Source organism: Pantoea anthophila, from assembly GCF_006494375.1.
GTDB classification, from domain to species: Bacteria; Pseudomonadota; Gammaproteobacteria; order Enterobacterales; family Enterobacteriaceae; genus Pantoea; species Pantoea anthophila.
Window position 1 is genome coordinate 21,711 of the sequence record NZ_VHIZ01000026.1, and the last position, 14,925, is coordinate 36,635.

General features: G+C 56.4%; 16 protein-coding genes. 7 read left to right on the forward strand and 9 right to left on the reverse strand.

The annotated features are described in order from the left end of the window. Position 1: 1 nt before the first annotated feature. The 5 genes from ruvA to aspS form a co-directional block, all read right to left on the reverse strand. On the reverse strand, positions 2 to 616 hold the full coding sequence (ruvA, locus tag FJW00_RS04695; protein WP_046101988.1) for a Holliday junction branch migration protein RuvA: 615 nt from the start codon (positions 614 to 616) through the stop codon (positions 2 to 4). A 95-nt stretch (positions 617 to 711) separates the two neighbouring features. Continuing rightward, positions 712 to 1,239 (reverse strand): crossover junction endodeoxyribonuclease RuvC, encoded by a 528-nt coding sequence (ruvC, locus tag FJW00_RS04700; RefSeq protein ID WP_009089725.1) that lies wholly within the window; start codon positions 1,237 to 1,239, stop codon positions 712 to 714. Positions 1,240 to 1,276: 37 nt separating this feature from the next. Then, positions 1,277 to 2,020, reverse strand: coding sequence for a YebC/PmpR family DNA-binding transcriptional regulator (locus FJW00_RS04705; protein WP_009089723.1), 744 nt, complete (start codon positions 2,018 to 2,020; stop codon positions 1,277 to 1,279). A 278-nt stretch (positions 2,021 to 2,298) separates the two neighbouring features. Beyond that, a complete protein-coding gene (gene nudB / locus FJW00_RS04710; protein WP_140923168.1) occupies positions 2,299 to 2,730 on the reverse strand; it encodes a dihydroneopterin triphosphate diphosphatase in 432 nt (143 codons plus the stop codon). Next, entirely contained in the window at positions 2,730 to 4,508 is a 1,779-nt protein-coding gene (gene aspS, locus FJW00_RS04715) for an aspartate--tRNA ligase (protein WP_140923169.1), read from the reverse strand. The genes nudB and aspS overlap by 1 nt, the downstream gene beginning before the upstream one ends. Positions 4,509 to 4,719: 211 nt before the next feature. Between aspS and FJW00_RS04720 the strand changes: the two genes are divergently transcribed. The 4 genes from FJW00_RS04720 (at position 4,720) to cmoB (ending at position 7,782) form a co-directional block, all read left to right on the forward strand. Continuing rightward, positions 4,720 to 5,541, forward strand: coding sequence for a DUF72 domain-containing protein (locus tag FJW00_RS04720; RefSeq protein WP_009089716.1), 822 nt, complete (start codon positions 4,720 to 4,722; stop codon positions 5,539 to 5,541). A gap of 70 nt (positions 5,542 to 5,611) precedes the next feature. Then, entirely contained in the window at positions 5,612 to 6,007 is a 396-nt protein-coding gene (locus FJW00_RS04725) for an MAPEG family protein (protein ID WP_009089714.1), read from the forward strand. Positions 6,008 to 6,088: 81 nt separating this feature from the next. Further along, complete coding sequence (cmoA, locus tag FJW00_RS04730; protein ID WP_009089712.1) at positions 6,089 to 6,817, forward strand: carboxy-S-adenosyl-L-methionine synthase CmoA; 729 nt, start codon at positions 6,089 to 6,091, stop codon at positions 6,815 to 6,817. Continuing rightward, a complete protein-coding gene (gene cmoB, locus FJW00_RS04735) occupies positions 6,814 to 7,782 on the forward strand; it encodes a tRNA 5-methoxyuridine(34)/uridine 5-oxyacetic acid(34) synthase CmoB (RefSeq protein ID WP_058957334.1) in 969 nt (322 codons plus the stop codon). The genes cmoA and cmoB overlap by 4 nt, the downstream gene beginning before the upstream one ends. Positions 7,783 to 7,786: 4 nt before the next feature. On the opposite strand, the gene FJW00_RS04740 is transcribed toward cmoB, so the two are convergent. Further along, positions 7,787 to 8,410: a LysE family translocator gene (locus tag FJW00_RS04740; RefSeq protein ID WP_140923170.1), complete on the reverse strand. Its 624-nt coding sequence runs from the start codon at positions 8,408 to 8,410 to the stop codon at positions 7,787 to 7,789. A 145-nt stretch (positions 8,411 to 8,555) separates the two neighbouring features. Here FJW00_RS04740 and FJW00_RS04745 point away from each other — a divergent pair, with 145 nt between their 5' ends. Next, a complete protein-coding gene (locus FJW00_RS04745) occupies positions 8,556 to 9,653 on the forward strand; it encodes a glycerol dehydrogenase (protein WP_046101995.1) in 1,098 nt (365 codons plus the stop codon). 30 nt (positions 9,654 to 9,683) lie between these two features. Here FJW00_RS04745 and FJW00_RS04750 read toward each other — a convergent pair whose 3' ends face one another. Both FJW00_RS04750 and cutC read right to left on the reverse strand, forming a co-directional pair. Beyond that, positions 9,684 to 10,532, reverse strand: a complete 849-nt coding sequence (locus tag FJW00_RS04750) for a hypothetical protein (RefSeq protein ID WP_140923171.1) — start codon at positions 10,530 to 10,532, stop codon at positions 9,684 to 9,686. 1,338 nt (positions 10,533 to 11,870) lie between these two features. Then, positions 11,871 to 12,623: a copper homeostasis protein CutC gene (cutC, locus tag FJW00_RS04760; protein WP_111207748.1), complete on the reverse strand. Its 753-nt coding sequence runs from the start codon at positions 12,621 to 12,623 to the stop codon at positions 11,871 to 11,873. Positions 12,624 to 12,708: 85 nt separating this feature from the next. On the opposite strand from cutC, the gene FJW00_RS04765 reads away from it, so the two are divergent. Then, a complete protein-coding gene (locus FJW00_RS04765) occupies positions 12,709 to 13,854 on the forward strand; it encodes a MalY/PatB family protein (RefSeq protein WP_140028657.1) in 1,146 nt (381 codons plus the stop codon). On the opposite strand, the gene FJW00_RS04770 is transcribed toward FJW00_RS04765, so the two are convergent. Next, positions 13,851 to 14,411 (reverse strand): VOC family protein, encoded by a 561-nt coding sequence (locus FJW00_RS04770; RefSeq protein WP_140923173.1) that lies wholly within the window; start codon positions 14,409 to 14,411, stop codon positions 13,851 to 13,853. The genes FJW00_RS04765 and FJW00_RS04770 overlap by 4 nt on opposite strands. Positions 14,412 to 14,724: 313 nt before the next feature. Here FJW00_RS04770 and FJW00_RS22525 point away from each other — a divergent pair, with 313 nt between their 5' ends. Then, positions 14,725 to 14,847 (forward strand): hypothetical protein, encoded by a 123-nt coding sequence (locus tag FJW00_RS22525; RefSeq protein WP_009089698.1) that lies wholly within the window; start codon positions 14,725 to 14,727, stop codon positions 14,845 to 14,847. Positions 14,848 to 14,925: the final 78 nt, after the last annotated feature.

Sequence of the window (14,925 nt, forward strand, 5' to 3'; positions counted from 1 at the left end):
CTCAAATGGCGGCGCGTAGCGCTTCGCGGATCAGGGTTTCACAATCCGCATCCGGTCGACCGACTTTACTGATCATACGGCTCGCTTCCTGCGGTTTATAACCCAGTGATACCAGCGCTGCAACCGCTTCCGCTTCCGCATCGTTGGTTTCCGCTTCCGGCCCTGGTGTGGTGAGTGTAAAGGCTGAATCACCGCCAAACAGGTCGCCGTGCATCCCTTTAAAGCGGTCCTTCATCTCCACCACCAGACGCTCGGCGGTCTTTTTACCCACGCCGGGCAGTTTCACCAGCGACGCGATCTCCTCTTTTTCCACCGCGGTCACAAACTGCTGCGCCGACATGCCGGAGAGAATCGCCAGCGCCAGTTTCGGCCCGACGCCATTCACTTTGATCAGTTCGCGGAACAGCGTGCGCTCCTGCTTGCTGTTAAAACCAAACAGCAGCTGGGCATCTTCGCGCACCACAAAGTGGGTAAAAATCACCGCTTCGTGCTGAAGTTCAGGCAGCTCATAAAAACAGGTCATAGGCATGTAAATTTCATAGCCGACGCCGTGTGCCTCAAGCAGCACCAGTGGCGGCTGCTTTTCCAGAATGTTGCCCCGTAAACGACCTATCACCTGAATGCTTCCTTAACTTACGAATGTGGCGGATTTTATAACATAAAAAAGGCTGGATGAATATCCAGCCTGAGAGTGAGACGGTGCCGCGGCCCTTAACCGGATCGCAATCGTCCGCGCGTGAGTACCAGCTTGCTGTCACTCATCCGCGTCGCATTCTGTGCCACGTGACAGTGCGTAATCGCAATGGCCAGGGCATCAGCGGCATCCGCCTGCGGGTTTGCCGGTAACTTCAGCAGGGTCCGCACCATGTGCTGCACCTGGCTTTTTTCGGCGCTGCCGATCCCAACCACCGTCTGCTTAACCTGACGGGCGGCATATTCAAACACCGGCAGGTCGTGGTTGACCGCAGCAACAATCGCCGCACCGCGAGCCTGACCCAGCTTCAGCGCCGAGTCAGCATTCTTTGCCATAAACACCTGTTCAATGGCGAAGTAATCGGGTGCGAACTGGGTGATGATTTCGCAGACGCCCGCATAAATCAGCTTCAGGCGGGCGGGAAGCTCGGCGGTGTTGGTGCGGATACAGCCGCTGCCCAGGTAGGTGAGCTGGCGGCCAGTCTGACGAATAACCCCATAACCGGTGATGCGTGAGCCGGGATCGATACCCAGGATAATCGACATTACGCCTCTCCGGTTGAAGCGGTGATGGCCAACGCCATTACAGCGTTTCCGCCACCTCGTCGGAGATTTCACCGTTGTGATAAACCTCCTGCACATCGTCGCAGTCTTCCAGCATGTCGATCAGACGCAGCAGTTTCGGTGCGGTTTCCGCATCCATTTCCGCTTTGGTGGTCGGGATCATCGACACTTCTGCGGTATCCGCTTTCAGGCCGACGGCTTCCAGTGCATCACGCACGCTGCCCATCTCTTCCCATGCGGTGAAGACATCAATCGCGCCATCGTCGTAGCTGACCACATCTTCAGCACCCGCTTCCAGCGCCGCTTCCATGACCGCATCTTCATCCTGGCCTGGCGCATAGGAGATGACGCCTTTTTTGTTAAACAGGTAGGCCACGGAGCCGTCAGTTCCCAGGTTGCCGCCGGTTTTGGTGAAGGCGTGACGCACTTCGCCAACGGTACGGTTGCGGTTGTCACTGAGGCATTCAATCATAATGGCGGAGCCACCCGGACCGTAACCTTCATAGATGATGGTTTCCATGTTGGCGTTGTCATCGCCGCCCACACCGCGCGCGATGGCGCGATCCATGGTGTCACGCGTCATGTTGTTAGACAGTGCTTTATCCATCGCCGCACGCAGACGGGGGTTAGATCCCGGATCGCCGCCGCCCAGCTTGGCTGCCGTCACCAGTTCACGAATGATTTTGGTGAAGATTTTGCCGCGCTTCGCGTCCTGCGCCGCCTTACGGTGTTTGGTGTTAGCCCACTTACTGTGTCCTGCCATTTTCTCTTCTCTCCGATCTTTTACAGGGTGCGGGCGATCTGGCTGCGATCCTGTCCTCCGGCGTAGCTCAGACAGGTCGTAACCTGTCAGCCCGTGACGGGCGAGCCTGCGCGTCATCCTCGCGGTCAACCTGCCGCGGGTGCCCTCTTGCTGGCGGGGAACATTGTCGCGGCGGCGATGACGCCCGACTGTTTAATAGTGTGGTGTCGTTGTGTTAACACTCACCCGATTCAACTTATCATCTCTCCGTCGCCGGAATAGCGGGCGGCGACAGGTTTTCAGGCGAACTCTTCGATTGCCTGGCGGTTACTCCATGAACGGGTCAATGCTGCCGCCTCCGCCGCTGTCAGCCAGCGAAAGGCCAGATGCTCGGTCAGCCTCACATCGCGCTCCGCTGGCAGTTGCAGGCGAAACCAGTGCTCGTGATTATGGGTGACATCCGGTGCATAGCGATGGCGGAAATGGGGAAAGATTTCAAAGTCGATTTGACGCTGACAATCTTCCATCTCCAGACGCTCAGCCAGCACATCAATACCGACCTCTTCATTCACTTCGCGACAGGCGGTCGCCAGCGGAGACTCACCCGGCTCCAGGCTGCCGGTGACCGACTGCCAGAACGCGGGATCGTCACGCCGCTGCAGCATCAACACCCGGCCAGTATCACGCGCCGAAATCACTACCAGCACTGAAACCGGGTGTTTATAGCCCATTATTTATTCTCGAGCTTTTCTTTTTTAACCACCTGAATGCCCAGCTCCAGCAGGGAAGCCGGGTTCGCTTCGCTTGGCGCTTCGGTCATCATACAGGCGGCTGCCGTGGTTTTCGGGAAGGCGATTACGTCACGGATGTTGTCGGTGCCGGTCAGCAGCATGGTCAGACGGTCCAGACCAAATGCCAGGCCCGCATGCGGCGGCGTACCGAACTTCAGCGCGTCCAGCAGGAAGCCAAACTTCTCACGCTGCTCGTGCTCTTCAATACCCAGAATGCTGAACACCGTCTGCTGCATGTTGCCGTTGTGGATACGCACAGAACCGCCGCCCACTTCGTAACCGTTGATCACCATGTCGTAGGCGTTCGCCACGGCACGGGTCGGATCGGTCGCCAGCTCTTCGGCGCTCATCTCTTTTGGCGCCGTGAACGGATGGTGCATCGCGGCCAGACCGCCCTCCTCGTCCTCTTCGAACATCGGGAAGTCGATTACCCACAGCGGTGCCCAGGCGTTCTCGTCGGTGAGGTTCAGCTCGCGACCGACTTTCAGGCGCAGGGCACCCAGTGCGTCAGCCACTACTTTAGCGCGGTCAGCACCAAAGAAGATGATGTCGCCATCCTGCGCGCCGGTACGGCTCAGGATGCCCTCAACGATCTCCGCATTCAGGAATTTGGCAACCGGGCTCTGCACGCCCTCCAGTCCATCGGCACGGACATTGACCTTCATCCACGCCAGGCCTTTCGCGCCGTAAATCTCGACAAACTTGCCATACTCATCAATCTGCTTACGGCTCAGCTGTGCACCGGTCGGCACGCGCAGCGCGGCGACGCGGCCTTTTTCATCGTTGGCCGGGCCAGAGAAGACCTGGAATTCGACGTTTTTCAGCAGGTCGCCTACGTCCACCAGCTCCATCGGGTTACGGAGGTCTGGCTTGTCGGAGCCGTAGCGGTGCATCGCTTCCGCAAAGGTCATCTGCGGGAACTCACCGAGATCCACACCCTTGACGTCCAGCCACAGGTTGCGAATCAGACGCTCCATGGTTTCACGCACCTGTGGCGCGGTCATGAACGAGGTTTCAACATCGATCTGGGTAAATTCAGGCTGACGATCGGCACGTAAATCTTCATCGCGGAAGCATTTCACGATCTGATAGTAGCGGTCAAAACCGGACATCATCAGCAGCTGTTTGAACAGCTGCGGTGACTGCGGCAGCGCATAGAATTTACCTTTGTGAACCCGGCTTGGCACCAGATAGTCACGCGCACCTTCAGGTGTCGCTTTGGTCAGCATCGGGGTTTCAATATCCAGGAAGCCTTCGTCATCCATAAAACGACGCACAAAGCTGGTGATGCGGGCGCGGGTTTTCAGACGAGCCACCATCTCCGGGCGACGCAGATCCAGATAGCGATACTTCAGGCGCGCTTCTTCGCTGTTGGTCTGATTAGAGTCCAGCGGCAGGGGTTCAGAGCGGTTGATGATGGTCAGTTCCTGGGCGAACACTTCCACTTCACCGGTTGCCATGTCGCTGTTTTTGTTCTTCTCATCACGCGCACGCACGGTTCCGGTAATCTGGATGCAGAATTCGTTACGCAGTTCAGAAGCCAGCTTAAACGCGTCCTGACGATCGGGATCGAAGAACACCTGTACGATGCCTTCACGGTCGCGCATGTCGATAAAAATCAGACTGCCCAGATCGCGACGGCGGTTTACCCAGCCGCAAAGCGTGACTTGCTGACCCACATGAGACAGATTGAGCTGTCCGCAATATTCTGTACGCATAACACTATCCTTTTAACTTCGCCGCTGCAGCTGACAGCATCCGGCCGCGTTACCTGATGCGATGCTGTCGCAAAAATGGCGGCCATTATAATGGAAAAAGCCAGGCAGGATAAACATATCCGCGCCAAAGCACCGATTTCCTCTGTGCATTTGCCCCCCTGCCTGAGCCTGACAGATAATAGGGTATCTTAACCGGCCGCGAGGAGCGCGCGTGACACTGCGTATTGGCCTGCCCCAGTGGCAGCACTCACACTGGAAACGCTGGGGCATTGAAAGCCTGGCGGACTATGCCCGCTATTTCCATTGTGTGGAGGGAAACACCACGCTGTATGCGCTGCCGAATGCCGAAACGGTGATGCGCTGGCGCGACATGACGCATGAGGCATTTCGCTTCTGCTTTAAGTTTCCCAACACCATCAGCCATCAGGCGGCGCTGCAGCACAGCGACGATCTGCTGACCGATTTTCTGCGCCTGATGGAGCCGCTGGCCGATCGCATCGGTCAGTACTGGCTGCAGCTGCCGGCCAGCTTCTCCCCGCCGCAGCTCGATGACCTGTGGCGTTTTCTCGACAGCCTGCCACGCCGTTTTCACTACGGGGTGGAGGTGCGCCATCCTGCGTTCTTTGCCAAAGGCGAGGCGGAGCGGGCGCTGAACCGCGGCCTGCTGGCACGCGGCATCAATCGCGTGATGCTCGACAGCCGTCCGGTGCATGCTTCCACGTCACAGAGTCCGGCCGCGCTGGCCGCCCGCGCGCAGAAGCCGCGGGTGCCGCCCCACGCGCTGCGCACCGGTTCACAGCCAATGGTGCGCTTTATCGGCAGCGACAGCGTGGAAGAGAGCGTGCCGCTGTTTCAGATCTGGCGCAGCAAACTGGCCGAGTGGCAGCAGCAGGGTGACGCCATGCTGTTTCTGCACACGCCCGATATGGGCCAGGTTTTTCCACTGGTGCAGGCGCTGTGGCCGCAGCTGCAACAGATCGATCCGGCCATCGGTGACGGGCCAGACTGGCCGCAGCAGGCATCACTGTTTTAAACGCCATACGGGACAGCGTGCCGAACGCTGGATAGAATAGCCCCTCTTCTGAATGCGTACCGGAGTGACAATGATAAGCGCGTTATACGTGGTACTGGGTGCCTTACTGATCATGAAATTCACGCTGGACGTCGTGCGTTTCCGCCGTTTTTATCGCGTGGCGTATGGCGACGGCGGCTATCACGACCTGAAAATGGCGATTCGCATTCACGGTAACGCCATTGAAACCATTCCCCTGGCGCTGCTGCTGCTGGTCGTGATGGAGATGAACGGCGCCGATATCTGGATGGTGCACCTCACCGCACTGCTGTTTTTCATCGGCCGCTTTCTGCACGCCTGGGGATTACGCAACAGCGCAATGACCGGTCGCAAATATGGCATGATGCTGACGCTGTTTTCCCTCTGCGGCATGGTTATTTTTAACCTGATCTATCTACCCTGGGATCTGGTGCTGTCGCTCCATTAAGCGGGGCGGGGTTAAGGGGTGCAGCCTGCCCCACTTTCTGCCAGAATAGCGCCCTTTCCGTCGTCTCTTCGGATTTTCGATATGTCTGACCGCGATCAACTCTTCTCAGCGCCCATTGCAAAACTGGGCGACTGGACTTTTGACGAGCGCGTGGCTGAAGTCTTTCCTGACATGATTCAGCGCTCGGTGCCTGGCTACTCCAACATCATTTCGATGATTGGCATGCTGGCAGAACGTTTTGTTACCCCGCAGAGCCGGGTGTATGACCTGGGCTGCTCACTGGGCGCAGCCACCCTGTCGGTGCGCCGCAACATTCATGTGCCGGGTTGTGAGATCATCGCGGTGGATAACTCGCCCGCGATGGTGGAGCGCTGCCGTCGTCATCTGGATGCCTTCCGCGCCGATACGCCGGTGACGGTGCTGGAAGCGGATATCCGTGATATTGAGATTGAGAACGCCTCGCTGGTGGTGCTCAACTTCACGTTACAGTTTCTGGAGCCGCCTGCACGGCTGGCGCTGCTGACGAAAATCTGGCAGGGACTGAAACCGGGTGGCGCGCTGGTGCTGTCTGAGAAGTTCAGTTTTGAAGATGCGGAAGTCGGTGAGCTGTTATTTAACATGCATCACGACTTCAAGCGCGCCAACGGGTACAGTGAACTGGAAATCAGCCAGAAGCGCAGCATGCTGGAAAACGTGATGCTGACCGACAGCGTTGAAGCCCACAAAGCCCGCCTGAAGCAGGCCGGTTTCCCGCACGCCGAACTCTGGTTCCAGTGCTTTAATTTTGGTTCACTGGTGGCGTTGAAATGATCGACTTTGGCCGTTTTTATCAGCAAATTGCGGTAGGCCCGCTGGCGAAGTGGCTGGAAGTATTACCGGCTCAAATCAGCGAATGGCAGCGGGAAAACCTGCACGGTCACTTCCGCGACTGGTACAAGTCGCTGGAGTATCTGCCGCTGCTCGCGCCCCAGAAGCTGGACCTGCTGCACAGCGTCACCGCCGACCGTGATGACATCAGCGATCGCCATCGTCAGGGCATTGAAAAATTACTGCGTAACCTGATGCCGTGGCGCAAAGGGCCTTACTCCCTCTATGGCACGCACATCAACACCGAGTGGCGATCTGACTGGAAGTGGGAGCGCGTGTTGCCACACATCTCCCCCCTGGCGGGCCGCACCGTGCTGGATGTGGGCTGTGGCAGCGGCTATCACATGTGGCGCATGATTGGTGCCGGTGCGCATCTGGTGGTCGGCATCGATCCGATGCAGCTCTTCCTGGTGCAGTTTGAAGCCGTCCGCAAGCTGCTCAATGACGATCGCCGGGCGCACATGCTGCCGCTGGGGATCGAGCAGTTACCGGCACTGCAGGCGTTTGATACCGTCTTCTCTATGGGCGTGCTCTATCATCGTCGCTCCCCGCTGGATCACCTGTTACAGCTCAAAAACCAGCTGGTCAGCGGCGGCGAACTGGTGCTGGAAACGCTGGTGATTGAGGGCGATGTGAATCAGGTTCTGGTGCCCGGCGAGCGCTATGCCCAGATGCGCAACGTCTTCTTTATTCCGTCAGCCGAGGCCCTGAAGAGCTGGCTGGAAAAAAGCGGGTTTGTGGATGTGCGGATCGTTGATTTTGCCCGCACCACTACGGAAGAGCAGCGCCGGACCGACTGGATGACCAGCGAATCCCTGGCAGAGTTTCTCGACCCCGATGACGCCAGCAAAACGATTGAGGGCTACCCCGCTCCCCTGCGTGCCGTGCTGGTCGCCACTAAACCCTGACGTCTCAGCGGCGGGACAAGGCCAGTTTCGCCGCAAATCCAATAAACACGCAGCCGGTCAAACGATCCATCACCTTCAGCACCGCAGGTTTTTGCAGATGACCGGCGAAAAAGTGGCTGCCGCCAATCAGCACCGCATTCCAGACCAGCCCCAGCAGCATGTGAGCCAGCGCCATCAGGCTGCACCAGAGCGCCACTGACGCTCCGGCCGGAATGAACTGAGGCAGAAAGGTGACGTAAAAGACCCCCACTTTCGGATTCAGCAGGTTGCCCATCAATCCCCGACTGAAGCAGGCCAGATAGCCCTGCTGCCGAACCGCGGGCTGAGCTACAGCAGGCGACTGCTGGCGCGGGGTGACCAGCAACCTGACGCCGAGATAGCAGAGCCAGGCCGCGCCGAGCCATTTCAGCAGGTTATAGGCGATCTCAGACGCCATCAGCAGCGCCCCCAGCCCCAGCCCGACGGCGATCCCCCAGAGCAGACAACCCAGCGTCACACCCAGCGCTGTCGCCCAGGCGCGCTGCCAGCCCTGCGCGATGGCCGTTCGCAGCACCAGCGCGGTGTCAAACCCAGGCGTGATCGTCAGAATGGTTATCGCAAACAGAAATGAAAAGAGCGTGGCGCTCATGATAATTCTCCATTGTTTCTTCCGGTTAGGGGTGTTCAGGCAGCTTAACAGCCCTGACAGCGTAATGTGCGGGATCACCTGCCACCCCGGGCGGATTGTGCCAGGCTGGATCGGGTCGGGCTATTCATATTAAGGAGACGTGATTATGAGTAAATTTATTTTTTCATCACCCCGTAAATATGTGCAGGGCGCAGGTGTACTGGACGAGCTGGGAACGTTGCTGACTGAACTGGGCGATCAGGCTTTTCTGGTGGCGGATGAGGTTGTCTGGAAACTGATTGGTGAACGGACGCAACAGACGTTGCAGTCCGCGGGAGTGAAATTCAGCTGGCAGCAATTTAACGGCGAGGCCTCCAGCAATGAGATCACCCGTCTCAGTGCGCTGGCGAAGCGCCAGGGTTGTAACGTGATTGTCGGGCTGGGCGGCGGCAAAACGCTGGACACGGTTAAGGCAGTGGCGGACGAACTTCAGCAGCCGGTAGCCATCGTGCCGACCATTGCCTCTACCGATGCCCCCTGCAGCGCCCTGTCGGTCATCTACTCTGACAGTGGTGTCTTTGAGAGCTATCGCTTCTACAGCAAAAACCCTGATTTGGTGCTGGTGGATACGGCTGTCTGCGCCAGTGCGCCTGCGCGACTCTTTGCCTCTGGCATTGCCGATGGGCTGGCCACCTGGGTTGAAGCGCAGGCCGTGGCGCGTTCCCATGCGAAATCCATGGTCAACGGCGATCCGACCCTTGCCGGACTGGCGATTGCCCGTGCCTGCGAAGAAACACTGCTCAAGTGGGGTTACAGCGCCTATATCGCCGTGAGCGAAAAACGGGTCACGCCCGCCGTGGAAGCGGTGGTTGAGGCGAATACGCTGCTCTCAGGCCTGGGCTTTGAAAACGGCGGGCTGGCAGCCGCTCACGCCATTCACAATGGTTTTACCGCCATTGATGGTGACATTCATCATCTGACCCACGGCGAAAAAGTTGCCTATGGCACACTGACGCAGATGGTGCTGGAGCAGCGTCCGGACGAGGAAATTGCGCGCTACATCCGTTTCTATCGCTCTATCAACATGCCGACCACGCTCCGCGAGATGCATCTTGAAAATGAAAGCTGGGAGAATCTGGTGAAAGTGGGCGCTCTGGCCAACAGTGAGGGGGATACGCTGAAAAACCTGAATCCTCATCTGTCACCTGAAGATATTGCCAACGCCCTGCTGGCGCTGGATGCCTTTAGTCAGACAGTGAAATAAGCCGCCAACGGGCGATGATCCGATCGCCCGTTACTCCTCCGCCGCAGGCTGATCCCAGTACTCATATTTATAGGCAGAACTGAGGTGGCGTTCGATGGTGCCGCGCGTGAAGATTTCGGTCTCATGCAGGTAGCTCAGGGTGCAGTTACCGACCTCATCCCATGACTGGCACTCGTCCACCGAGCGGATCGTGCTTAGCGGCGTGCTGGCCGTGCCGTTCAGACGCACTTCACGCCATTGCGGATCGTAGGTGTAGTTGTCCGTGCTGCGGGCGGAAGTGGTGCGTGTCACCAGTCCCTTTGGATTCCAGTGATAGTGAAACTCGCCGTTGGTCGTCGGGTCGCTGCCGCGCGCCACGCTCTTCTCCAGGCGCAACTGGTGATCATAGCGATAGGTCGTGTCGGTAAAACCGCTTTTTCCCATGCTGATAAATTTATCAGAGGCGCTGGTGATATTGCCATGCTCCCCTTTTTGCCAGTTGATCGTCCCCTGTCGGTTGTCGACCACGACTTCTTTGCCCTCTTTCAGCACTTTCACCATCCAGGCATATTCCGCCACCCAGCCGCCCTGCACTCTGGCAATGTGCTGCTCCATACTGAGGATAACGTTGCGCTCATTTTTGTCATAGCTGACGTCAGCCACGGTCAGATCGCCGCAGGCGTCAAACTGGCCCAGCACCCGCTTTTGAGAATTCACATCCTTACCAAATTCCCCTGCAATCACCTGCTTTACCGCGCCTTTGGCATTGCCGCCGAGCAGAATCAGGTTATTGCTGTTGGTGATGGTTGTGCTCTGCGGACGGCATGCGCTGGCCGCCACGCTGTCACTGCACAGCGCAGTCAGCAACAGGATGAGAGCGGCACTCTGATTGCGATTCATAGGGTCAGTTCCGGGCAACGTTGCTGTAAGTGTAAACCCTGCCGTGAAAAACAGCGGCAACCGGTGACGAATTGAAGCTGCCGCCCGGAGTTATGCCTCAAGCGGTGCGGTGATGTAAGCGTAACGGATAGCGCGGCGGTTTGCGTGGCTCTCTGCGGTAAAAGTCCCGGATGGCAGTGAATAATTTATCTGAACGACGGCTGCGCATTGTGCGGGTGGTCTACCCGGCTGATCGGCTGTAAGGGATATGAAAACACGCTGATGCGGCGGCACGTATTTTCCTCGTCCGGATTCAGCAGGGAAAGCGAGGGAGCCATTCCGTATCAAGCTGGATAGCAAGTATTGGGCTGAAATCCGTCAGACAGTTATTTTCAGGCTGTCGCTAGAATGGCCTCTGGCAGGGCTCAACACTTTTGCGTTGCTTAATGGAATTATTTATATTTACTCCAGCTTTTTATCCATACCGGTACTGCCGTCTGTCTGTATTACTCATCATGTCGGGTTTATAACGAACGGAGAAAGGAATCATGGCGCGTAATATTGCCCCCGGATATTGTGTTGTGAATACTTCTGGTGCCGGGTGGTTGCCTGTGCTGCAGTGGGTTCGCTAGTCGGCGGGGCCGCTGCAAGTGCAGCAAACGATTATTTTATGGATATGTGGTTAAAATAATATGGAAAATAGGCTTTTTTATCTCGCTATGGGCTGTGCCCTTGTGCCTTTCTTTATTACCATTATACAGTTCGTGATCTTTTCCATTAACAAAGAGAAATATGAATCTTTGTTATCTTTTTACCATGATGCCAGGTTTGAATTACCACCCCTTTACAGGTTTTATGGGTCTATGGGTTTTTTGGGGTCGTTTGGCATGTCCTATTTCTTCTCAAGACTCAGAAAAGGAAAAAAGGTCATTTTTCAGCCCAGACAACACGTTGCTATTACCGAGCATCTGAAAGGCATGAACTACAACCTCACTGTATGGATTGATAATTACTATTACCTTTCACTTTCATCGCTGTTTTTGTATGCCGTTTTTTTAATAATTTCTTTAGTGAAAGCTATCATCACACAATTTTGAAACCCGCCTTTATCAGACGCAAAGAGAGCCAGAAATTCGTACGCGTAATACATAGTCCTGGCCTTACTTGTACAGACTATTCAGTCAGAGACAGGTAGTGCGTTTTAAAGAAACCTCAGGCTTTTACAAAACCTGAGCCGACGCTGATTTGATCCTGAACCTTAATTTCAGACAAAAAGAACCCCAGCAAGCATACTGGGGTTTGGTACTTGCAAACACCACGTCAATGATCGGCGTGCTGCGCGGCAAAATCTGTTGTAGCTCAGGCGACCCGGACGCTGCTCATCTGCATCACGCTTTTCATCGCCTCAACCACATCGCCGTCGACGCAGTAGCGGCTGAACTCGTCGGTTTCGGCTTCTGAACACATGGAAACACCCGCTTTGCGGTAGCGCATCGGCGAGGCCATCAGGCGACTGGCCGAGCTGTGAACTTCGCGAATGCCCATATCGAGAAACTTTTGCAGGTTGCTGAGACGTACCCCGGCACCCGCCATAATAGTAGGACCCGTGCTGGTCTCATTAAGTTCCCGGAGTAATGCAATTCCGTTTTCGGCGCTCTGCTGCTGCCCGGAGGTCAGAATCCGTGCCACCCCCAGATCGGTTAATGTTTCCAGGGCGCGCTTAGGGCTGTGACAGAGATCGAAGGCCCGATGAAAGGTGACGCTCAGGCCATCACACAGCGCCATAATCTGACGCATCTGCCCCTGATGGATGTGGGCATCTTCATCCAGCATACCAATCACCAGCCCCGGGAAACCGAGTTCACGGATCAGCGTCACGTCCGATTTCATCGCTTCAAATTCACGTGCGGTGTAACAAAAATCGCCACCGCGTGGCCGGACAATAGGATGAACCGGAATCGATACCGCCTGACGGGCCGCCTTCAGCATCCCCGCAGACGGGGTCAGACCGCCTTCGCGCGGGGCGGCACAGAGTTCAACCCGATCGGCACCCGCCTGTTGTGCGGTCACGGCGCAGTCCACGCCATAGCAGCAAATTTCCAGTGTGGTCATTCTCTTCTCCTTTACATGACTCTGGTTCAAGGCAGATTCATCAGTTAGTCTGGCTGCTGGAATGAGTTTACCGGGAAAGTTAACTATGGCATTCAATTTTGACCAACGGATAGACCGCCGTCACAGCGATAGTCTCAAATGGAACAAATATGCGGACCAGGACATTCTGCCGTTGTGGGTCGCGGATACCGATTTCCGATCGCCGGATTGCATCATCAACGCGATAAAAGCCCGTGCCGAACATGGGATTTTTGGTTACGGCGACACGCCCGTTGAGTTTATCGACAGCGCGATCGCCTGGCTTGCCTCACGCTATCAGTGGCACGTAAATCCGGAGTGGATTGTGGTACTGCCCGGCGTGGTGAGCGGGCTGAACCTGGCTGTCCGTGCCTTTACGGCCTCAGACGAACGCACGATAGCGCCGACCCCGATTTATCCCCCGTTTCGCGGGGCGTCAAAGCTGGCGGAGCGTGCTCAGCTGAATCTGCCGCTGACCCTGAGCGCGGGACGCTGGCTGCTGGATATGACGGCAGCTGAGGGTGAGATGACGGGCAGCGAGCGGCTGCTAATGCTCTGCAATCCGCAGAATCCGGGCGGCACCGTCTATCGCCGGGATGAACTGCTGGCGCAGCTCGCCTTTGCGCAGAAGCACGATTTGGTTGTTTGCTCTGACGAGATCCACAGCGATCTGCTGCTGGAGCCGGGTGTTCAGCACATCCCGTTTGCCAGCCTGAGCGAAGACGCCGCGCAGCGCAGCGTAACCCTGATGTCGCCGTCCAAAACCTTTAATATTGCCGGGCTTGGCGCATCCATCGCCATTATTCCGAACCCCGAACTGCGCGCGCGTTTTACGCGGTTGCGGCGCGGCATTGTGCCTGACGTTGATATTCTGGCGATTACGGCAGCGGCGGCGGCGTGGCGCGAGGGTGAATCCTGGCTGGAAGCGCAGAACCTCTACCTGCGCAGCAACCGCGACTGGCTGGTGTCGCAGGTCAATAAAATGACCGGTCTGTCACTCGCCGCGCCGGAAGCCACCTACCTGGCCTGGATCGACGCCAGTGAACTGGGCGTCGCCAGCCCGGCGCTCTACTTCGAAAAACACGGTCTGGGCTTAACCGCAGGCCGGGAATTTGGCAATGACCAGTTTGTCCGGCTCAATTTCGGCTGCACGCGCGCGCTGCTTGACGAGGCGGTCGCCCGCCTGAAACGCGCGGTCGCCGCCCGGATTTAGTTTTGCTCGCTGGCGACAATCTCTTCCAGTCGCCACGGATGAAACTTGATTGTCGTCTGTCCATCCGTCACCGCCAGCGTCGGATTGGGCAGGCGCTCATTCTCTCCCTTCGGCGCGCTGGTTTTAAACGAAATGCCCGGCTGCGTCAGTGCCGCGTCAGAGAGCAAGGCCATTGCGCGCATGCCCAGCGACTCAGGATCGCCGCGTAACACGACCTCAACGTGTTCCCAGCCTTCATGGCGATAGCGCTTTTCACCCGGCCACGGCAGTTCCACCACATCAATCTGACACCCTGCCACGATTAAGGGTTGATCGAGCTTAAACAGACAAATCGGTCGCCCGTTGATGACGGCGGAGGAAAATTCTGTGCCCAGCTGCTGCAGACCCTGCTGCCAGCGTGCCGCCGTGGTGTCCTGATGACAGCGCACCGCAATATGGTCGATTTCGTGATCGCAAAGAGACAAACCCAGGCGCTGCGCAAAGTTTTGCAACGATTCTTCAAAACGCTCTAAATCTGACTTTAAATCATCCAATTCTGCCGGAAAAGTATGCTTCACAACCCTTATTCCTCTCTCTTTATTTAACTTTTGTGACCAGTCTGCTTTATTGTGCGCCGGGAGTTAAGCGTAATAAATGATAAGATTCATCTTATTTGACCGGAAATTTAACGCAAAACCGCATAATAACATCTTTCATTTCGGATTTATCTCCTGTTTAGGACCATGAGTTCCTTGATGAAGTTATATTAAATATATGATTAAATTAGACTTCTTTATTACAATAAGATAACTCTCATTTCAACCTCAATCAATTGCAGCCCTCCCTGCCTTCCTATAAATTTGACCTAACACAACCAAAAGGAATGGCTCTATGTCTATGCTCATCGTTGTCGCTGTCCTGATCGCACTGATGGGATTTGCAATTTCCCGCCACTGGAAGGTGCGTGAAGATAAAAGCGTTAAGAACCCCCGCCGTCATCTGAGACGTCGTTAATGCCTCCGGGAAACATCTTCTCTGGCTCTGTTTCCCCGCTTCATCCAGCTACTGACGCCCACTGACATTTCACGTATA